19 protein-coding genes are annotated in these 17,416 nt (G+C 73.9%); 11 read left to right on the forward strand and 8 right to left on the reverse strand.

Annotated features, from left to right (window positions below):
* Window positions 1-21 precede the first annotated feature (21 nt).
* A complete protein-coding gene (locus BIV28_RS08525; protein ID WP_076260969.1) occupies window positions 22-660 on the reverse strand; it encodes a YdeI/OmpD-associated family protein in 639 nt (212 codons plus the stop codon).
* A 46-nt stretch (window positions 661-706) separates the two neighbouring features.
* Here BIV28_RS08525 and BIV28_RS08530 point away from each other — a divergent pair, with 46 nt between their 5' ends.
* On the forward strand, window positions 707-1,441 hold the full coding sequence (locus BIV28_RS08530) for a hypothetical protein (RefSeq protein ID WP_242652846.1): 735 nt from the start codon (window positions 707-709) through the stop codon (window positions 1,439-1,441).
* A gap of 15 nt (window positions 1,442-1,456) precedes the next feature.
* Here the strand turns inward: BIV28_RS08530 and dusB are convergent, their stop codons facing one another.
* Window positions 1,457-2,683, reverse strand: coding sequence for a tRNA dihydrouridine synthase DusB (gene dusB / locus BIV28_RS08535; protein WP_076260971.1), 1,227 nt, complete (start codon window positions 2,681-2,683; stop codon window positions 1,457-1,459).
* Between the two features lie 19 nt (window positions 2,684-2,702).
* Window positions 2,703-3,446 (reverse strand): alpha/beta fold hydrolase, encoded by a 744-nt coding sequence (locus BIV28_RS08540; protein ID WP_242652848.1) that lies wholly within the window; start codon window positions 3,444-3,446, stop codon window positions 2,703-2,705.
* 25 nt (window positions 3,447-3,471) lie between these two features.
* On the opposite strand from BIV28_RS08540, the gene BIV28_RS08545 reads away from it, so the two are divergent.
* Window positions 3,472-4,368, forward strand: a complete 897-nt coding sequence (locus BIV28_RS08545) for a sulfurtransferase (RefSeq protein WP_076260972.1) — start codon at window positions 3,472-3,474, stop codon at window positions 4,366-4,368.
* A 68-nt stretch (window positions 4,369-4,436) separates the two neighbouring features.
* On the opposite strand, the gene BIV28_RS08550 is transcribed toward BIV28_RS08545, so the two are convergent.
* A complete protein-coding gene (locus tag BIV28_RS08550; RefSeq protein WP_083707160.1) occupies window positions 4,437-5,000 on the reverse strand; it encodes a HEAT repeat domain-containing protein in 564 nt (187 codons plus the stop codon).
* Between the two features lie 158 nt (window positions 5,001-5,158).
* Window positions 5,159-6,358: a S1 family peptidase gene (locus BIV28_RS08555; RefSeq protein WP_076260974.1), complete on the reverse strand. Its 1,200-nt coding sequence runs from the start codon at window positions 6,356-6,358 to the stop codon at window positions 5,159-5,161.
* A gap of 231 nt (window positions 6,359-6,589) precedes the next feature.
* Here BIV28_RS08555 and BIV28_RS08560 point away from each other — a divergent pair, with 231 nt between their 5' ends.
* Window positions 6,590-7,651, forward strand: coding sequence for a hypothetical protein (locus BIV28_RS08560; RefSeq protein WP_076260975.1), 1,062 nt, complete (start codon window positions 6,590-6,592; stop codon window positions 7,649-7,651).
* 194 nt (window positions 7,652-7,845) lie between these two features.
* Here the strand turns inward: BIV28_RS08560 and BIV28_RS08565 are convergent, their stop codons facing one another.
* The gene (locus tag BIV28_RS08565; protein ID WP_076260977.1) at window positions 7,846-9,240 is read right to left on the reverse strand and encodes a glycine--tRNA ligase; all 1,395 of its coding nucleotides are present in this window, start codon (window positions 9,238-9,240) and stop codon (window positions 7,846-7,848) included.
* A gap of 91 nt (window positions 9,241-9,331) precedes the next feature.
* Here BIV28_RS08565 and BIV28_RS08570 point away from each other — a divergent pair, with 91 nt between their 5' ends.
* From BIV28_RS08570 to BIV28_RS08595, 6 genes are all read left to right on the forward strand, one after another.
* Window positions 9,332-9,619, forward strand: a complete 288-nt coding sequence (locus tag BIV28_RS08570; RefSeq protein WP_076260979.1) for a DUF6703 family protein — start codon at window positions 9,332-9,334, stop codon at window positions 9,617-9,619.
* 46 nt (window positions 9,620-9,665) lie between these two features.
* Complete coding sequence (locus BIV28_RS08575; protein ID WP_076260980.1) at window positions 9,666-10,664, forward strand: metal ABC transporter substrate-binding protein; 999 nt, start codon at window positions 9,666-9,668, stop codon at window positions 10,662-10,664.
* Window positions 10,661-11,527, forward strand: coding sequence for an ATP-binding cassette domain-containing protein (locus BIV28_RS08580; protein ID WP_083707161.1), 867 nt, complete (start codon window positions 10,661-10,663; stop codon window positions 11,525-11,527). Before BIV28_RS08575 ends, BIV28_RS08580 begins: the two co-directional genes overlap by 4 nt.
* Entirely contained in the window at window positions 11,527-12,567 is a 1,041-nt protein-coding gene (locus BIV28_RS08585; protein WP_083707180.1) for a metal ABC transporter permease, read from the forward strand. Before BIV28_RS08580 ends, BIV28_RS08585 begins: the two co-directional genes overlap by 1 nt.
* Window positions 12,564-12,986: a Fur family transcriptional regulator gene (locus tag BIV28_RS08590; protein ID WP_076260982.1), complete on the forward strand. Its 423-nt coding sequence runs from the start codon at window positions 12,564-12,566 to the stop codon at window positions 12,984-12,986. The genes BIV28_RS08585 and BIV28_RS08590 overlap by 4 nt, the downstream gene beginning before the upstream one ends.
* A gap of 183 nt (window positions 12,987-13,169) precedes the next feature.
* Window positions 13,170-14,120, forward strand: coding sequence for an SMP-30/gluconolactonase/LRE family protein (locus BIV28_RS08595; RefSeq protein ID WP_076260983.1), 951 nt, complete (start codon window positions 13,170-13,172; stop codon window positions 14,118-14,120).
* A gap of 24 nt (window positions 14,121-14,144) precedes the next feature.
* Here the strand turns inward: BIV28_RS08595 and BIV28_RS08600 are convergent, their stop codons facing one another.
* Together BIV28_RS08600 and recO are read right to left on the reverse strand one after the other, a co-directional pair.
* Window positions 14,145-14,936 (reverse strand): isoprenyl transferase, encoded by a 792-nt coding sequence (locus BIV28_RS08600; RefSeq protein WP_076260985.1) that lies wholly within the window; start codon window positions 14,934-14,936, stop codon window positions 14,145-14,147.
* 34 nt (window positions 14,937-14,970) lie between these two features.
* Window positions 14,971-15,699, reverse strand: a complete 729-nt coding sequence (gene recO, locus BIV28_RS08605; protein ID WP_076260986.1) for a DNA repair protein RecO — start codon at window positions 15,697-15,699, stop codon at window positions 14,971-14,973.
* A gap of 154 nt (window positions 15,700-15,853) precedes the next feature.
* On the opposite strand from recO, the gene BIV28_RS08610 reads away from it, so the two are divergent.
* Together BIV28_RS08610 and BIV28_RS08615 are read left to right on the forward strand one after the other, a co-directional pair.
* Window positions 15,854-16,504 carry an alpha-ketoglutarate-dependent dioxygenase AlkB gene (locus BIV28_RS08610; protein WP_076260988.1) on the forward strand — a complete coding sequence of 217 codons (651 nt, stop codon included), beginning with the start codon at window positions 15,854-15,856 and terminating at the stop codon, window positions 16,502-16,504.
* A 52-nt stretch (window positions 16,505-16,556) separates the two neighbouring features.
* Window positions 16,557-17,399 (forward strand): maleylpyruvate isomerase family mycothiol-dependent enzyme, encoded by an 843-nt coding sequence (locus tag BIV28_RS08615; protein ID WP_076260989.1) that lies wholly within the window; start codon window positions 16,557-16,559, stop codon window positions 17,397-17,399.
* Window positions 17,400-17,416: the final 17 nt, after the last annotated feature.

The following is a 17,416-nucleotide window of genomic DNA, read 5'->3' on the forward strand; positions in this document are numbered from 1 at the left end:
CGGACGGGCGGCCGGTCCGGCTCAGCCGAGCTCGTCGCGGACGCGCCGCACCCAGGCCGGTTCGGTGCCGTAGCGCTGGGTCTTGATGAGGCGGCCGTGCGCGCAGTCGTCGATCAGCTCGGCCATGCGCTTGTCGCGGGTGGCCTCCTGCTTGGCCGTGACGACCCAGTTCGTCGCGACCTTGCGGTAGGAGGGGGTGGCGGCGTCCCAGAACGCCGAGGCGCGCGCGTCGGCACGCAGCATCGCCTCGTACGCCTCGGGCCACGTGCGCTCGCGGTTCTCGTACGCGTACACGCCCGACCGGTCCTCGCGACGCCGCTCGAAGGCCGCGACGCCGGCGGGGTGCATGAGGCCCGCAGCGGTCAGCTCGGCGACGGCGTTGATGTTGATGGTGCTCCAGTTGCTGCCGGGCTTGCGCGGGGTCCACCGCTGACGCGTCGCGTCGTCGTCGATCCGCTGGGCCACGGAGTCGATCCAGCCGAAGCACAGCGCCACGCGGACCGCTTCGGCCCACTGCAGGCCGCGCGGCTCGACGTGCTTCTTGTTCAGGCCCATCCACAGCTCGGTCGCCGACGCGTGGTTGGCCTCGAGCCAGCCCCGGAAGTCGGCTGCGTCCTCGAAGAACGTCGCCGGCCGCTCCGGTGATCCACCCTGTCGCATGACCCCGATCCTGCCAGCCGACACCGACGCTGGGAGGATCGTGCGCGTGACCGGAGTGCCTGACGTGACCGACCGCATCGCCCTCGCCGCGCTCAACAACGCCCTCTGGTGCGACGCCGTGGCCCGCTCGCACGGCGTCACCACGAGCACCGACGCCGACGCGTGGACGGCGGCGACGCGCACCCCGCCGTACTACCCGGATGCCGTGACCCTCTCCCCCACGGTCGGCGAGTACAACGTGCTCGCGCGCGTCGACGACTCGGACGGCTGCTCGGTCAAGGACTCGTGGAACCGCCTCGACCTCTCGCTCGAGGACTTCGCCCGCATCGTCGTCGGCCAGTGGGTGTGGCTCGACCCGGCGACGCCCGTCACGGCGCCCACCGGCCCGGTGTGGCGACGCGTCGACAGTGCGGCCGGGATGGCCGCGTGGGTGCGCGCCTGGGCCACCGACCCGGAGGCCGAGGCGATCCTGCGCCCCTCCCTGCTCGACGAGCCCGGGGTCCACGTCCTCGCCGCCCACGCGTCCACGGCGTCTGACGCGCGGGTCGTCGCCGGCGCCGTCGTCAACGTGACCGGCAAGGGTCCCGACGCGGTCGCCGGCCTCAGCAACGTCTTCGCCCGCGCGGGCGACGAGGCCGCCACGTGGGCTGCCGCGGCTGCGGCCGGCCGTGACGTCGTGGGCGCGCTCCCCCTCGTCGGGTGGGAGGCCGGGCCGGGGGTCGAGGCCGCGACCGCGGCCGGGTGCGAGCTGCTCGGCCCGCTCAGCGTCTGGCTGAAGTGAGCCGCGGCGGCGCGCTCAGCCGCCGCTGACCGACAGCTCGGCCTCGGCGATGGTGCGCTCGTGCTCCGGCGACAAGTCGCGCGAGTCGAGCCAGCCGTCGGGCAGGGCGACGCGGCGCGGCGAGCCGGCGCGGCCGCGCTGGCCCTCGGCAGCGTCACCCGGCCACGGGGCGTCGGGGTCGAGCGAGGCCAGCAGCGTGTCGAGGGCGGCGAGCGAGTCGACGAGCGCGAGCGAGTTGCGGATGGTCGAACCGGCCGGGAAACCCTTGAGGTACCACGCGATGTGCTTGCGGATGTCGCGGCAGGCCCGGTCCTCCTCGCCGTAGAAGTCGGTGAGGTACACGGCGTGGGTCCGCAGCGTGCGCGCCACCTCGCCGAGCGTGGGCGTGACCCTGACGCTCGACCCGGCGAAGGCGGCCGCGAGGTCGGTGAAGAGCCACGGCCTGCCCAGGCAGCCCCGGCCCACGACGACGCCGTCGCAGCCGGTCTCCTCGACCATCCGCAGGGCGTCCTCGGCCGACCAGATGTCGCCGTTGCCGAGCACCGGCACGGTCCTGACGGTCTCCTTGAGCGCCCGGATGGCCGACCAGTCGGCGGTGCCCGAGTAGGCCTGCGAGGCCGTCCGCCCGTGCAGCGCGACGGCGGCGACGCCCTCCTGCTCGGCGGCCAGGCCAGCGTCGAGGAAGGTCATGTGGTCGTCGTCGATGCCCTTGCGCATCTTGACGGTGACCGGGATGTCGCGGCGCGAGCCCTCCTCGACGACCGCGCCGACGATGCGGCGGAAGAGGTCCTTCTTCCACGGCAGCGCCGAGCCGCCGCCCTTGCGGGTCACCTTCGGGACGGGGCAGCCGAAGTTGAGGTCGATGTGGTCGGCGCGGTCCTCCTGCACGAGGATCCGGGCGGCCGCGCGGGCCGTGGCCGGGTCGACGCTGTAGAGCTGGATCGAGCGCGGGTTCTCCTCGGGGTCGTGCTCGATGAGGCGCATCGTCTCGGGGGTGCGCTCGACGAGGGCCCGCGAGGTGATCATCTCGCTGACGTAGAGGCTGGTCGCCCCCGACGCGCCACCCAGGGCCGTTCCCTCGTCGCCGTACTCGCGGCACAGCCGGCGGAAGGCCCGGTTGGTGATGCCGGCCATCGGCGCGAGCACGACCGGCGACTCGATGACGTGGCGACCGATGCGCAGCGGCGGCAGCACCGGGACGGGTCCGGTGGGTGCGGCGGGCGGGCTCAGCAGGTCGGTCACGAGGACCGATTGTCCCGCATCAGGCGCCGTGGGCCGAATCGGCGGCCTCCCTGGTGAAGCGCAGCAGCGCCTCGGCGAACGCCTCGGGCTGGTCGAGGTTGGCCAGGTGCCCGGCCCCCCGGATCGTCTCGACGCGGACCGCGGGGACGTCGTGGCGGAACCCTGGGACGCCGAGGCGGAACTGGTCCCACCGGCCGTTGAGCAGCAGCACGGGGCACGCGAGACGGGCCAGCGACGCGGGCCGGCAGGCGTCCATGACCTCGCGCCAGGCGGTCGTCGTCGGGGCGAACCAGTAGCCGCCGGCGATCACCGGGTCGATGCGCTCGGCCGGGTAGAGGCGGTGCAGCACGCGGTCGTTGACCCGGGTCATCCGGGCGGGGCCGAGCCGGTCGGTCAGCGCCCCGACGACGCGGTACGCGGCAGCCCCGGCACCCTGCGGCCGCGCGCTCGCGCCGGCGAGGACGAGCCCGGCCAGCGCGTCTCCGTGCCGGGCCGCGTACTCCATCGCGACGAAGCCGCCCAGCGAGTGCCCGACGAGCACGACCGGGCCCCGGGCGCCGCTGCGCCGCACCGCCTCGTCGACGACCTCGACGCACCGGTCGAGGGTGAAGGCCTCGGCCGCGCGCGCACCGTGCCCCGGCAGGTCGACGAGCCGGACGTCCGCGTGCGGCTCGAGCAGGGGCAGCTGCGGCAGCCACTGCGCGCTCGACAGGCGTGACCCGTGGACGAGGACCAGCTGCGGTCGGGTCGGGTCGGCGGGCACACCGCGAGGATGCCACGATGGCGCGGTGAGCCACCTCATCTCCGCCGCCGAGCTCGCCCACGAGATCGAGGACGTCGTCGTCCTCGACGTCCGCTGGGCGCTCACTGCCGGTCGCGCCGCCACCGAAGGGCCCGTCGGGCGCCCCGGCTACGACGCCGGCCACGTGCCGGGCGCGTTCTTCGTCGACCTCGACAGCGAGCTCGCCGCGGCACCCGGCGAGGGAGGGCGGCACCCGCTGCCCGACGCCGCGACCCTCGAGCGGCTCGTCCGGCGCTGCGGCATCGGCCCCGGCTCGCGCGTCGTCGTCTACGACGCCCGCGACGCCATGGCCGCCGCCCGCGCCTGGTGGGTGCTGCGCTGGGCCGGCGTGCCCGACGTCCGGGTGCTCGACGGTGGTTTCGCGGCCTGGACGGCCGCCGGGCTGCCGGTGAGCACCGAGGAGCCGGCCGACCGGCACGGCGAGGGCACCGTGCACCTCGGCAGCCTGCCGACGCTCGACGCCGACGGCGCCGCCGCGCTCGCCCGCGCCGGCCTGCTCGTCGACGCCCGCGCCACCGAGCGGTACGCGGGCGAGGTGGAGCCGATCGACCCCGTCGCCGGCCACGTCCCCGGTGCCGTCACGTCACCGACGGCCGCGCTGGTCGGTCCCGACGGCCGGTTCCGCGACGACCTCGCCGAGCACTGGGCACGGGTCGTCGCCGCCGAGGCGCCCAGCCGTGCCGACGCGGGTGCCGACGCGGGTGCCGACGCGCCCTCCGACGGCCGGGCCGTCGGCGTCTACTGCGGCTCCGGCGTCACCGCGGCGCACCACGTGCTGGCGCTCGCCGAGATCGGGGTGGACGCCACGCTCTACCCCGGCTCGTGGAGCGAGTGGATCCGCGACGCGTCGCGCCCCGTGGCCACCGGACGCACCCCCGGCTGAGCGCCGCCGGCGAACGCGGCGGGACACGGTCAGCCGTCGCGGTAAATCGTCGCGGTCAGGCGTCGCGCTCAGACGTCGCGGTCGAGGCGGCGTCGCATCCGGACGAGCGCGCGTTCGGCGGCGACCCTGACCGACTCCTCGGCATCCGCCCGCGCCTCGTGGAGGGCGGGCGCGTGCTCCGCCTCCCCCACCGCCCCGAGCACCCGCGCCGCGGCCGCCCGGACGCGCGTCGTGTCGTCGTCGGTGACGAGGCGCGCGCACGCCTCGCCGGCCTCGCCGACGCCCCAGCGTGCGGCCACCTTCGCGCACATCTCGCGGACCCGCCACGCCGGGTCGCCCAGCCCCGCGACGACGTCGCCGCCGTAGCGGTCGTCCCAGACGTACAGCAGCGTGCGAGCCGCCCACACCCGCGCCCAGTAGTCGCGCTCGCCCACGAGCCGGTCGGGTGCGCCCCACGTCCGCGAGGCCCGGCCCCCGACCCAGCCGAGGTCGGGCGACCCCGGCTCGCCCCACGCGCTCCGGCCGGTGAGCAGGTCGGCGCACCACGGGACGAGTGCGTCGTCGCCCAGCGCGTCGGCGGCGGCCGTGGCCCGGTCGGCCGGCGTCGCGTCGAGGACCTCGTCGGGGGTCATGCTCGAAGTCTGCTCGTCGGGTCCGACACCGTGGGGTGAAGCGCGGGAGGGGCGCGTACGGCAACGGCCCGCACCGCGCCGAGGCGATGCGGGCCGTTCCGTCGCTGCCGCCGCCCGCCAGGGGGTACGGGTGCGGCGCGGGTCGTGACGTCAGCGCGTCACGACGTCCTGAGGGTCAGGCCGTAGGCCGAGATGATCTCGTCGACGGGCTGGAAGTAGGCGATGTTCGGCTGCCCGACCTTCTCGCCGCAGACCGAGTTCGCGCCGTAGCCGGCGCCACCGCTCGTCACGCCCTGCGCGGTCGTGCTGGCCATCCACGAACCGCCCGAGTCGCCGCCCTCGGTGCACGTGTTGCTCTTGGTCAGGCCGCTGACCGTGCTGAAGGTGCCGTCACCGTTGCTGTAGTTGACCGTGACGCTCTTGGCCTGCACCGATCCGCACGTCCAGCCGGTCGTGCGGCCGGACTTGCAGATCGCGGTGCCGACGGGCGCGTTCGAGTAGCCGGTGACGCGTCGGGCGTTGACGCCGTCGTAGAGGTCGACGGCCCCGACACCGGTCCAGCTCGAGGTGAGCGTCGAGTACGCGTAGTCGTTGCCCGGGAAGGAGTAGGCCTGCGTCGAGCCGAGCGTGACGCCGCCCTTGCTGAAGGTCTGGTAGCCCTCGCCGCAGTGGCCTGCCGTGATGAAGACGGGCGAGCCGGCGCGGGTGGCGTTGAAGCCGAGCGAGCAGACGTAGCCGGAGAACTCGATCTGCTGGCCGCCGTAGACGTTGGCCTGCGTCGTCGTCCGGGCCGTCGTGCCCTCGACGCGGACCCCGTCGAGGCCGGCGACGTCGCCACGGACGTCCGTGACGCGGGCGGCCGGGACCGTGAGCACCACCGAGTTCGTCACCGGGTCGGCGTAGGAGGCGACGACGTCGGACCCGGCGCGCTGGCGGGCGGCGTGCTCGACGGCGCCCAGGGCGGCCGAGGAGCGGTCGACGACGCGAGCCGTGGCGCCGGCCTGCCGGACCGCAGCCACCGACCGGGCGTCGACGACGTTGACGACGAGGCGGCCGGTGCCGGCGTCGATGTACGAGCCGCCGGCGCGCGCCCCGAGGGAGCGCTCGAGGGCGGCGGAGGTGCGGGCCTGGCCGTCCTGGGCGGCGACCCGGTCGCGGGCGGCGGCGAGGGTGATGCCGCGGTCCTTCGCCAGCCACCGCGCCGACATCTCGGCGACGGACAGGCCGGAGTCGGTGGAGGCGGAGGGGGTCGGCGACGGTGCGTCGGCAGCGAGCGTCGACGCGGCCGCGGGAAGGGTGGTCAGGGCGGTCGCGACCGCCGCGGTGGCGGCGAGCACGGTGAGACGGGTCCGGATCATGTGAGCTTCTCCTGTTCGGTCTCCCGGCCGTGGTTACCGGCCGGCGTGGAGAAACCTAGGAAGCGCGCCTCCAGACCGGTCCAAGGAGCGTTCCCGGCTTGGTCGATGGTTCGGTCAAGAGGAGGTCTGGAAACCACTTTCATCGTCAGGACGAACGTCTCCGGATGCGGATCTCCTTGTCGCGGGGAATGATTCGCGCGCCCGCGCGTGGCGACGTGGCACCATGCGCCCATGCACCCCGAGAACCGGCTCACCGCCGACGTCGCCGACGCGCTGCGCCGGCTCGACGCCCTGCCGCCCGGCGCCCGTCGCCGCGAGGCCGCCGACGCGCTCCTCGACCGGGTGCGCGGTCGTGACGTTCACGACGAGCTGTGGGTCCGCATGCACGTCATCGACGCGGGCCACGGTCTCCCGCAGCGGGTCGCCGACCTCGAGCACGTCACGTGGATGCTCGACCGCGTCGAGGCGGCAGAGGCCGACGACGCCGAGCGGCTGGCCGTGCTCTGGCGTGCCAAGTGCGCCCTCGACACCATGCTGGCGACGCCGGCCTGCGGCCTCGACGCGGTCGAGCAGCTCGCCGATCGGGCAGAACGCCTCGCCACCGCGGCCGGGCTCAGCACGCGCAGCATCGCGCTCGTGCGGGCCCGGTGCGCGGGCGAGCGCGGGGACGCCGCCGCGGCCGACCTGCTCCTCGCCGCAGCAGCTGCCCTGCCCGTCGATGCCCTCGCCGACTGCCCGACCTGCGAGGCGAGGGAGGTCGCCCTGGTCCGGGTGCGTTCGGACCGTGGGCGCGGGGTCGCCGACCTGCGCCGGGCCGTCGATGCCCCACGCGCCTGCCACCAGGAACCACGCATGTCGTTCGGCCTCCTCCACGCCCTCGCGGCCCGGGGCGGGGACGAGGCCCTGGCCCGGTGGGCCTCCCGCCGGGGCCGGCCCGCGGTGCTGGCCTGGTTCGACCGCGGCGAGGACGCCCCCGCGGCCGCGGCGGGCCACGTCGTCGGCCTGGCCCTGCGCGGGCGCCGGCGGGCCGCCGGGCGGCGCGCGCTCGTCCTGGCCGGGCACCCGACCTTCTCGGGGCACGACCTGGAGGCCTACCTGCTCTCCTCGGCCGTGGCCTGCGCGCTGCACCGTGCTCCCGGGAGCCCCGGGGCACGGCCGTTGCCCGAGGCGGTCGAGGACCTGCGCCGCACGGCGGCAGCCCGCGCGCACGCGCTCGCCGAGGCGTTCGACGCCCGCTCGGGCACGCGTCACCGGCGCGACGAGCTCGCCGAGCTGCTCGCGCCGCCGGCCTGACTCCCGGCACGAGGGGTCACCGGTGCGGCGGCGGCCACCCTGACCGGGACCGCCGCGCACCGTGACCACCACCCACGTCCGCGTCGACCACCCCGGCGGGGTGCTCGGCACGGACGCCCGTCCCGTCGCGCACGACGCCGCCGCCCGTGGTGGTCACGGGCGACGGCGTGGCGACGGGAGCCGGTGCGGCTGCGTCAGCAGCCGACGAGGCGCTGGGCCAGCCAGCCCTCGACCTTGTCGAGCGCGACGCGCTCCTGGGCCATGGAGTCGCGCTCGCGGATCGTGACGGCCTGGTCCTCGAGGGTGTCGAAGTCGACCGTGATGCAGAACGGCGTGCCGATCTCGTCGTTGCGGCGGTAGCGCTTGCCGATCGCGCCGGCGTCGTCGAAGTCGATGTTCCAGTGACGACGCAGCGTGGCGGCGAGGTCGCGGGCCTTCGGCGAGAGGTCGGCGTTGCGCGACAGCGGGAGCACCGCGGCCTTGACCGGGGCCAGGCGCGGGTCGAGGCGGAGCACGACGCGCTTGTCGACGCCGCCCTTGGTGTTGGGCGCCTCGTCCTCGGTGTAGGCGTCGACGAGGAAGGTCATGAGCGAGCGCGACAGACCGGCTGCCGGCTCGATGACGTACGGGGTGTAGCGCTCCCCCGTGGTCTGGTCGAAGAAGACGAGGTCGGTGCCCGAGTGCTTCGAGTGCGTGCCGAGGTCGAAGTCGGTGCGGTTGGCGATGCCCTCGAGCTCGCCCCACTCCGAGCCGGCGAAGTTGAACCGGTACTCGATGTCGACGGTGCGCTTGGAGTAGTGCGACAGCTTGTCGGCCGGGTGCTCGAAGTGGCGCAGGTTGTCGGGGTTGATGCCGAGGTCGGTGTACCAGCGGGTGCGCTCGTCGAGCCAGTACTGCAGCCACTGCTCGTCCTCGCCCGGCTTGACGAAGAACTCCATCTCCATCTGCTCGAACTCGCGGGTGCGGAAGATGAAGTTGCCCGGCGTGATCTCGTTGCGGAAGCTCTTGCCGGTCTGGGCGATGCCGAAGGGCGGCTTCTTGCGCGAGGCCTGCATGACGTTGAGGAAGTTGACGAAGATGCCCTGGGCGGTCTCGGGTCGCAGGTAGTGCAGGCCCGACTCGTCCTCGATGACGCCGAGGTAGGTCTTGAGCATCATCTGGAAGTCGCGCGGCTCGGTCCAGCGGCCCTTGGTGCCGCAGTCGGGGCACACGATCTCGGTCATCGGCACGGCGTCGGGGTCGGCGAGGCCCTTCTTCTCCGCGTACGCCTCCTGCAGGTGGTCCTGGCGGCGGCGCTTGTGGCAGTTGAGGCACTCGACGAGCGGGTCGGTGAAGGTGCCGACGTGGCCCGAGGCCACCCACGTCTCGCGCGGCAGGATGATCGAGGAGTCGAGGCCGACGACGTCGTCGCGGCTCGTCACCATCGCCTTCCACCACTGGCGGCGGATGTTCTCCTTGAGCTCGACACCGAGGGGGCCGTAGTCCCACGCAGACCGGGTACCTCCGTAGATCTCACCGCTCGGGAAGACGAAGCCCCTGCGCTTGCAGAGGCTGACGACGGTGTCCACGGTGGATGTCTGCTTGGCCATGCGGGACAGGTTATCGGGCTGGCGCCAGTGCATTCTCCACCTGCCCTCCCGTCGGTCGGGGGCACCGGCGCCGGTCCCCTAGGCTCGATGCGTGGCCCTGAGTTTCCGCTCCCGCGTCGAGCACGCGTCCTACCCGCTCCTCGAGCGCCTCGCGCGCGTGCCGCGTGCCGTGTCGCTCGGCCTCCTCGCCGTCGTCCTCGTGGCCGGTGTGCTCGCCCCGCGCCCCTGGGGCGGCATCGCGTTCGCGCTCGTCGCGGTCGTGCTCGGGTGGTTCCTCTTCCTCACGTGGGAGCGGCTGCGGCTGCCGGAGCGCCTCATGCGCGGCGCGGTCCTGCTGCTGGCCCTCGCCGTCGCCGTGGTGCGGATCGTGCCCGCCTGACGGACCCCGTTTTGACAATGATTCTCACTTTGAGAATCATTGTCATGTGACCCCGCGCCGACTCCGCCCCACCCTGTCCGCCCTGCCCGTCCTCTCTCTCGTGGTCCTGACCGCCGGGGCGTGCAGCAGCACCGGGTCGACCGCGTCGGGCGGCGTCGTCACCTCCTTCTACCCGCTGCAGTTCGCGACGCAGCAGATCGTCGGCGGCGGCCAGCAGGTCGGGGTCCTCACCAAGCCGGGCGCCGAGCCGCACGACCTCGAGCTCGCGCCCCAGGACCTCGCGTCGATGACGAAGGCCCGACTCGTCGTCTACGCCGACGGGTTCCAGCCCGCCGTCGACGACGGCATCGGCCAGGTCGACCCCGCCCGGGTCCTCGACGTCGCCGGACCCGCCAGGCTCACCCTCCCGGCGAGCGAGGACGGGCACGACCACTCGGGCGAGGGCGCCGAGGCGCCGGCGGACGCGTCGGGCGGGGCACCCGCCGGCGATGACCATGCCTCCGGTGACGGCCACGACCACGGGGCCGATGACCCGCACTTCTGGCTCGACCCGACGCGCTACGCCGACGTGGCCAGGGCCATCGGGGCCCGGCTCTCCGCCGACGACCCCGCGAACGCCGCGGCCTACGCCAAGAACACCGCCGCGTTCGTCGACAAGCTGACCGCCCTCGACGCCGACTACCGCACCGGTCTCGCGTCGTGCCGCTCGACGGTCCTCGTCACGAGCCACGCCGCCTTCGGCTACCTGGCCCAGCGCTACGGCCTCGACCAGCACGGCATCGCGGGCATCTCCCCCGAGGCGGAGCCGAGCGCCGCCGGGCTCAAGGAGGTGAGCGACCTCGTGCACTCCGAGGGCGTCACGACGATCTTCCAGGAGACGCTCACCGAGCCGCAGCTGGCCGACACCGTCGCCCGCACCACCGGGGCCACCGTCGCCACCCTGGACCCCGTCGAGGGGATCACCGGGGCGTCGGCCGGCACGGACTACTTTGAGGTCATGCGCAGCAACCTCACCGCCCTCCGGACGGGACTGGGGTGCAAGTGAGCGCCACCGACGCACCGGCCCCGACGCCGGACGCCTCCCCCACCGTCCAGGCCGCAGGCTCTGCGGACGTCGTCATCGACGTCCGGGGCGCCGGCTTCGGCTACGGCGAGCGCACCGTCCTGCACGGCGCCGACCTCACGGTGCGACGGGGTGAGATCGTCGCCGTCGTCGGGCCGAACGGCTCGGGCAAGTCGACCCTCATGAAGGGCATCCTCGGCCTCAACGAGCGCACCGAGGGGGCGGTCACCCTCTTCGGCGTCCCGGCCGACGACTTCCACGACCGGGCCCGGATCGGCTACGTGCCGCAGCGCCACACCCTCTCGGCGTCGGTCAGTGCCACCGCCGAGGAGATCGTCGAGACCGGCAGGCTGCCGCGGCTCGGCTGGTTCGGGCGCCTGCGCGCCACCGACCGGCAGGTCGTCGCCCGCTCGCTCGAGGTCGTCGGCCTCGGCGACCGCGCGGCCACCGAGGTCAGCACGCTCTCGGGTGGTCAGCAGCGTCGCGTCCTCATCGCCCGTGCCCTCGCCGGACAGCCCGACGTCCTCGTCATGGACGAGCCGACCGCGGGTGTCGACGCCGCGAGCCAGCACGTGCTCGCCGACGTCCTCGAGCGTCTCGTCGAGCGCGGCGTGACCATGGTCGTCGTCACGCACGAGCTCGGCGCCCTCGAACGGCTGCTGACGCGCATCGTCGTCGTCGACGCCGGGCGCATCGTCTTCGACGGCACGCCCGAGGCGTATGCCTCCTCCCGCGACGCCGTCCACCACGAGCACGACAGCCACCACCACGACCTCGAGCTCGAGACGGCCCGGCCGGTCCTGGGCCGAGGGCCCTTCGACGACGCCCGAGGAGGCGACGCGTGATCAGCGACATCCTCACCGTCGACTTCATGCAGCGGGCGCTCGTCGCCGCGCTGCTCGTGGGCACGGTCGCCCCGATGGTCGGCATCTTCCTGGTGCAGCGCCGGCTCTCGCTCATCGGCGACGGCATGGGCCACGTCGCCCTGGCCGGCGTCGCCATCGGCCTCGTCAGCGGCACCGCCCCGGTGCTCACGGCACTCGTCGCGGCGGTGATCGCCGCCGTCGTCATCGAGCTGCTGCGGGCCCGTGGGCGCACCAACGGCGACGTCGCCCTCGCCGTCATCTTCTACGGCGGCATCGCCGGCGGCGTCGTCATCATCAGCCGCTCCCCCGATGGCACGCCGGCCAACCTCATGAAGTACCTCTTCGGCTCGATCCTCACGACGACGAGCGGCGACATCTGGGTGTTCGCCGGTCTTGCCGTCGTCGTCGCGGTGACGACGTGGGTGCTCCGGCCGCGCCTGTTCGCCGTCGCCAACGACGAGGAGTACGCCCGCGCCGTCGGCATCCCCGTGCTGCCGATCAACATCGTGCTCGCGGTCCTGACGGCCACGACCGTCGTCGTCGCGATGCGCGTCGTCGGGCTGCTGCTCATCAGCGCGCTCATGATCGTGCCGAACGCCGCCGCACAGCTCGTCGCCCGCTCGTTCGGCAGCGGCGTCCGCTGGGCGGTCGCGTTCGGCCTCGTCGCGAGCGTCGGTGGGGTCGTCGTGTCCTACCCCCTCAACACCCCGTCCGGCGGCTCGATCGTGCTGCTGTCGGTCGCGATCTTCGTCGTCGTCGCAGCCGTCACCGGCCTGCGGGCCCGGGTGCGCGGTCGACGGCACTCCGTGGCCGAGGTGCACCCGCACGAGCACGGCGCCCAGTGCGGGCATCCCGCGATCCCGCACGGCGACCACGTCGACTACGTCCACGACGGGCACCGGCACGCGGCGCACGAGGGGCACTACGACGAGCACGGCTCCGGCGGCGCGCCTGCGGGCGCGGAGACGCCCGGCGGCCCCGACCACCACGACGACACGATGACGAGGACGACCCGATGAGCAGGACGACCAGCGCGGGCCAGGGCGCGAGCGGCACGCGTCGCCCGACGCGTCAGCAGGCCGCTGTCGCCGAGATGCTCGGCCGCTCCGAGGAGTTCACCTCGGCCCAGACCGTCCACGCGCGGCTGCGCGACGCCGGCGAGGGCGTCGGCCTCGCGACGGTGTACCGGGCGCTGCAGTCGATGGTCGAGGCCGGCACCGTCGACGTCCTGCGCACCGACGACGGGGAGGCCGTCTACCGGGCCTGCTCGACCCACCATCACCACCACCTCGTCTGCCGGCAGTGCGGGCGCACCGTCGAGGTCGAGGGCCCGGCCGTCGAGAGGTGGGCCGACGCCGTGGCCGCCGAGAACGACTTCTCCGAGGTCACGCACACCCTCGAGATCTTCGGCACCTGCGCCGACTGCCGCACGACCTGACGACGCCCGGTCGGCAACAGGTCGGCAACCGGTCGGCAACCGGCCCGCTATGGGGCAGTTCGCCATCTTGTCGCGGCGGCCGGAGCGGCGGACGCTGGAGGACGGTGGCGGTCCCAACCGCCGCGGTCTCGGGTTCGTTCCAGTGGCGCCCTCCTGCGACGCCGCGCGAGAGGGGTGTCGAGGATGAGGGGACTCACGAAGCGGTTGGCGTCGGTCGTCTGCGCCGCGATCGGGCTCATCGGGCTGGTGCTGCTCGCCGGGGTGGCTGCCCCGGCGCAGGCCGTCCACCGGCAGGTGCAGATCGTCCTGCCGGGCGCGCACTCGGCCGAGGGCATCGCGCGGGGGGCGGGGTCGACGTTCTACGCCGGGGAGCTCTTCACCGGCAACATCTACCGCGGTGACGTGCGGACCGGCAGGGCGTCCCTGTTCATCCACGCACCGGCCGGACGCATGGCGCTCGGGCTACGGGTCGACCTCGCCCACTCGCTGCTGTTCGTCGCGGGTGGGTTCACCGGGCAGGCCTACGTCTACGACCTGAGGACCGGCAGGTCCCTGGCCTCCTACCAGCTGACGCCGGCCGACCCGACCGTCAACCCGGTCATCAACGACGTGGCGGTGACGAGCGACGGAGCGTGGTTCACCGACTCCTCGCAGGCCCAGCTCTACCTCGTCCCGGTGAGCCGCAGCGGGGCTCTCGGCGCCGCCCGGACGCTACGCCTGCACGGGCCGGCCGCGGTGCTGCTGCCCGGTTTCAACAACAACGGCATCCAGGCGAGCGCCGACGGCCACACGCTCGTCGTCGCGCACACCAACTCCGCCGTGCTCAACACCGTCGACCCGAGGACGGGCGCCAGCGCGACGATCGCCGGGGTCTCCGTGCCGAACGTGGACGGCATCCTGCTCGAGGGGCGCACGGTCTACGCCGTGCAGAACTTCTCCAACCAGGTGACGGAGTACCGGCTCGCGGGCAACCTGGCGTCCGGCCGCCTGCTCAAGACGGTCACGAGCCCCCTGTTCGAGACCCCCACGACCGTCGCGCGGTTCGGTGACCGGCTCGCCGTCGTCAACGCGAAGTTCGACACCGGGTTCCCGCCCACGGCCAGCCAGTACGAGGTCAACGTCGTCGACCGCTGACGCGCCAGCCCTGCGCGGGTCGGCTCAGGACGAGGTCGGGGTGTCGACCGCGCCGCCGTAGCGTCGGTCGCGGGCGACGTACTCCTCGATCGCGGCCCAGAGGTCGCGCCGGTCGTAGTCGGGCCAGAGGCGGTTCTGGAAGACCATCTCGGCGTAGGCCGACTGCCAGAGCAGGAAGTTGGACGTGCGCTGCTCGCCGGAGGAGCGGACGAAGAGGTCGACGTCGGGCATCGTCGGCTCGTCGAGGTACTTCTTGATCGTCTTCTCGTCGACCGACCCGGGTCGCAGGCGACCGTCCTTGACGTCATGGGCGATCCGCTGCACGGCGTCGGCGATCTCGGCCCGGCCGCCGTAGTTGACGCAGAAGTAGAGGGTCAGCCCGGTGTTGTGCTGGGTCAGCTCCTGGGCGATCTCGAGCTCCTTGATGACCGAGCGCCACAGCCGCGGCGCGCGGCCGACCCAGCGCATCCGCACGCCCCACTCGTGCAGCTGGTCGCGCCGGCGGCGGATCACGTCGCGGTTGAAACCCATGAGGAAGCGCACCTCCTCGGGCGAGCGCCGCCAGTTCTCCGTCGAGAAGGCGTACGCCGACAGGTGCGTCACGCCGACGTCGATGGCCCCGGCCACGACGTCGAGCAGCGACGCCTCGCCTGCCTCGTGCCCCTTGGTGCGCGGCAGCCCGCGCTGGTTGGCCCACCGGCCGTTGCCGTCCATGACGATGGCGACGTGCTTCGGGAGCAGGTCGGCCGGGATGACCGGAGCGGTGGCGCCCGACGGGTGCGCGAAGGGGCGGGAGTACGGGGTCGCTGGGGTCATGGCTCTCCGGGTCGGTGTCGGATGGGCTTGCGGCTCAGGCGCGTTCGACGAGCCGCAGAGAGCGTAGCCCCCGCTCGACGTGCCACTGGAGGAACGCCGAGACGAGACCGTTGCCCTGACGCCGGTGGCGCGGGTCGCTGTCGTCGGCGAGCTCCCAGTCGCCCGAGAGCAGCGCCGCGAGCAGCTCGAACGTCTCGGGTGCGGGGGCCGTCGAGCCGGGCGGGCGGCACGAGGAGCAGACCGCCCCACCGGCCTGGACGTTGAAGGCCCGGTGCGGGCCGTCGGCGCCGCAGCGGGCGCAGTCGACGAAGCTCGGCGCCCAGCCCGCGACCGCGAGCGAGCGCAGCAGGTACGCGTCGAGGACGAGCCCGGGGTCGTGGCTGCGCTCGGCGAGGGAGCGCAGCGCCCCGGAGAGCAGCAGGTACTGCTGGGTCTGCGGCTCGTGCTCCTCGGTCAGCTGCAGCGCGGTCTCGAGCATCGAGGTGGCGCACGTGTAGGCCGCGTAGTCGCGGGCGATGGCGTCGCCGTACGGCGCGAGGGTCTCGACCTGGGTCACGGTGTCGAGGTTGCGCCCCTCGTAGCACTGGACGTCGACGACCATGCCGGGCTCGAGCCGGGAGCCGAAGCGCGACTTCGTGCGACGCACGCCCTTGGCGACGGCACGCACGCGCCCGCGGGTGCGGGTCAGCATCGTGATGATGCGGTCGGCCTCGCCCAGCTTGTGGGTGCGCAGGACGATCGCCTCGTCGCGATAGAGGGGCATGCGCCCATTCTCCCCCGCCACCGACGCCGCGGGGCACCGCACGCGCCGGAGGGGGCGGACGCGTCGGGGCCTCGGGGCCTCGGACGGACGGGCCCCCGGATGCGACACCGCGAGGATCGAACACCTGTTCGACATTCTGGGCTAGGCTGGCGGCATGGACCTCACCCTGCAGGGGTCGTTGCTCGACCTCACCGACGAGATGACGCTGCGCGACGTCGGCACCGGGATGCGCCGGCACCCCCTCGCCCGCGGCGCCTGGGTCGACGTGCGTCCCGGCTGGCTCGCGGCGGGCGACGAGCTCTTCGCGGCGCTGCTGCACGACGTGCCGTGGCACGCCGAACGGCGACAGATGTACGACAACGTCGTCGACGTCCCCCGGCTCACCAAGTTCTACGCGGCGGGCGAGCGCCTCCCCCACCCCCTCCTCGACCGCGCCCGCGACGCCCTGAGCGCGCACTACGCGTCCGAGCTCGGCGAGCCGTTCGTCACCGCGGGCCTGTGCCTCTACCGCGACGGCCGCGACAGCGTCGCCTGGCACGGCGACCGCATCGGCCGCTCCCGCGACAGCGACACGATGATCGCGATCCTCTCGCTGGGCTCGCCCCGCGTCCTCGCGCTGCGCCCGCGCGACGGCGGCGGCATCCCCGGCACGACGCAAAAGAGCTTGCGCTACCCGCTCGGCCATGGTGACCTCGTCGTGATGGGCGGCTCCTGCCAGCGCACGTGGGACCATGCGGTCCCCAAGACGTCCGAGCCGATGGGACCGCGCATCTCCGTGCAGTTCCGCGTCGCCGGGGTCCGCTGACCTCGCCTCGCCCGCTCACGACGTCAACCGCCTCACCATCACAGGAGCACGCATGCCCTCTGCCCCGTCGGGTGCAGACCTTCCCTTCCTCGACCACCTCGCCTCCGAGTCGGCGCGTTTCCGCGACGTGCTGGCCGACGCACCCGCCGGGACCACCGTCCCGACGTGCCCCGACTGGGACACCGACGACCTGCTGTGGCACCTCGCCGACGTGCAGTGGTTCTGGGGCGGGATCGCCGAGGGTCGCCTCACCACGTCCGAGCAGGTCGAGGCCCACGGCGACAGCCGCCCGGAGCGCCCGGCCGACCGCGCCGGGCTGCTCGCCGCCTTCGACGGGTCGAGCGCCCGCCTCCACGAGCAGCTCTCGCAGCTGTCCCCCGACACCGAGCTGTGGATGTGGGCCGACGAGCACACGGCGGGCTACATCCGGCGCCGCCAGGCCCACGAGGCACTCGTCCACCGCCTCGACGCCGAGGCCACGGCGGGCATCGACCCGGCCGACCGCGCCCCCATCGACGCGCGACTGGCGGCCGACGGCGTCGACGAGGCCTTGCGGATCATGCGCGGGTACGAGCCCGAGCCCGGGCTGTCGCACGAGCAGCTCGGCGCGCCGGTCACCATCGCAACGGTCGACACCATGCACGCGTGGACCGTCACCCCGGTCCGGGTCACCGGCACCTACGACGGTCGCGACATCGACCTGCTGCGTTTCCTCGTCGCCGACGGCCCGGCCGCGGGCGAGGGCCCCGACGCGTCGGCCCCCGAGGTGTGCGGCACCGCCGCCGACCTCGACTGCTGGCTGTGGAACCGGCCGGTGGCCGGCGAGCTGAGCCGCTCCGGCGACCCGGCCGCGCTCGCGGCCGTCGACTCGGTGCTGCGCGGCTCGATCGACTGACCGCCGCCTCGACGCGT

The organism is Intrasporangium flavum, from assembly GCF_001956915.1.
GTDB classification, from domain to species: domain Bacteria; phylum Actinomycetota; class Actinomycetes; order Actinomycetales; family Dermatophilaceae; genus Monashia; species Monashia flava.

Bases quoted from the DNA above. Each gene is read 5' to 3' on its own strand.
- BIV28_RS08525 (WP_076260969.1), bottom strand. From the start codon at position 660: ATGCGACAGGGTGGATCACCGGAGCGGCCGGCGACGTTCTTCGAGGAC.
- BIV28_RS08550 (WP_083707160.1), bottom strand. From the start codon at position 5,000: ATGACCCCCGACGAGGTCCTCGACGCGACGCCGGCCGACCGGGCCACG.
- BIV28_RS08555 (WP_076260974.1), bottom strand. From the start codon at position 6,358: ATGATCCGGACCCGTCTCACCGTGCTCGCCGCCACCGCGGCGGTCGCG.
- BIV28_RS08560 (WP_076260975.1), top strand. From the start codon at position 6,590: ATGCACCCCGAGAACCGGCTCACCGCCGACGTCGCCGACGCGCTGCGC.
- BIV28_RS08565 (WP_076260977.1), bottom strand. From the start codon at position 9,240: ATGGCCAAGCAGACATCCACCGTGGACACCGTCGTCAGCCTCTGCAAG.
- BIV28_RS08590 (WP_076260982.1), top strand. From the start codon at position 12,564: ATGAGCAGGACGACCAGCGCGGGCCAGGGCGCGAGCGGCACGCGTCGC.
- BIV28_RS08595 (WP_076260983.1), top strand. From the start codon at position 13,170: ATGAGGGGACTCACGAAGCGGTTGGCGTCGGTCGTCTGCGCCGCGATC.
- BIV28_RS08600 (WP_076260985.1), bottom strand. From the start codon at position 14,936: ATGACCCCAGCGACCCCGTACTCCCGCCCCTTCGCGCACCCGTCGGGC.
- recO (WP_076260986.1), bottom strand. From the start codon at position 15,699: ATGCCCCTCTATCGCGACGAGGCGATCGTCCTGCGCACCCACAAGCTG.
- BIV28_RS08610 (WP_076260988.1), top strand. From the start codon at position 15,854: ATGGACCTCACCCTGCAGGGGTCGTTGCTCGACCTCACCGACGAGATG.
- BIV28_RS08615 (WP_076260989.1), top strand. From the start codon at position 16,557: ATGCCCTCTGCCCCGTCGGGTGCAGACCTTCCCTTCCTCGACCACCTC.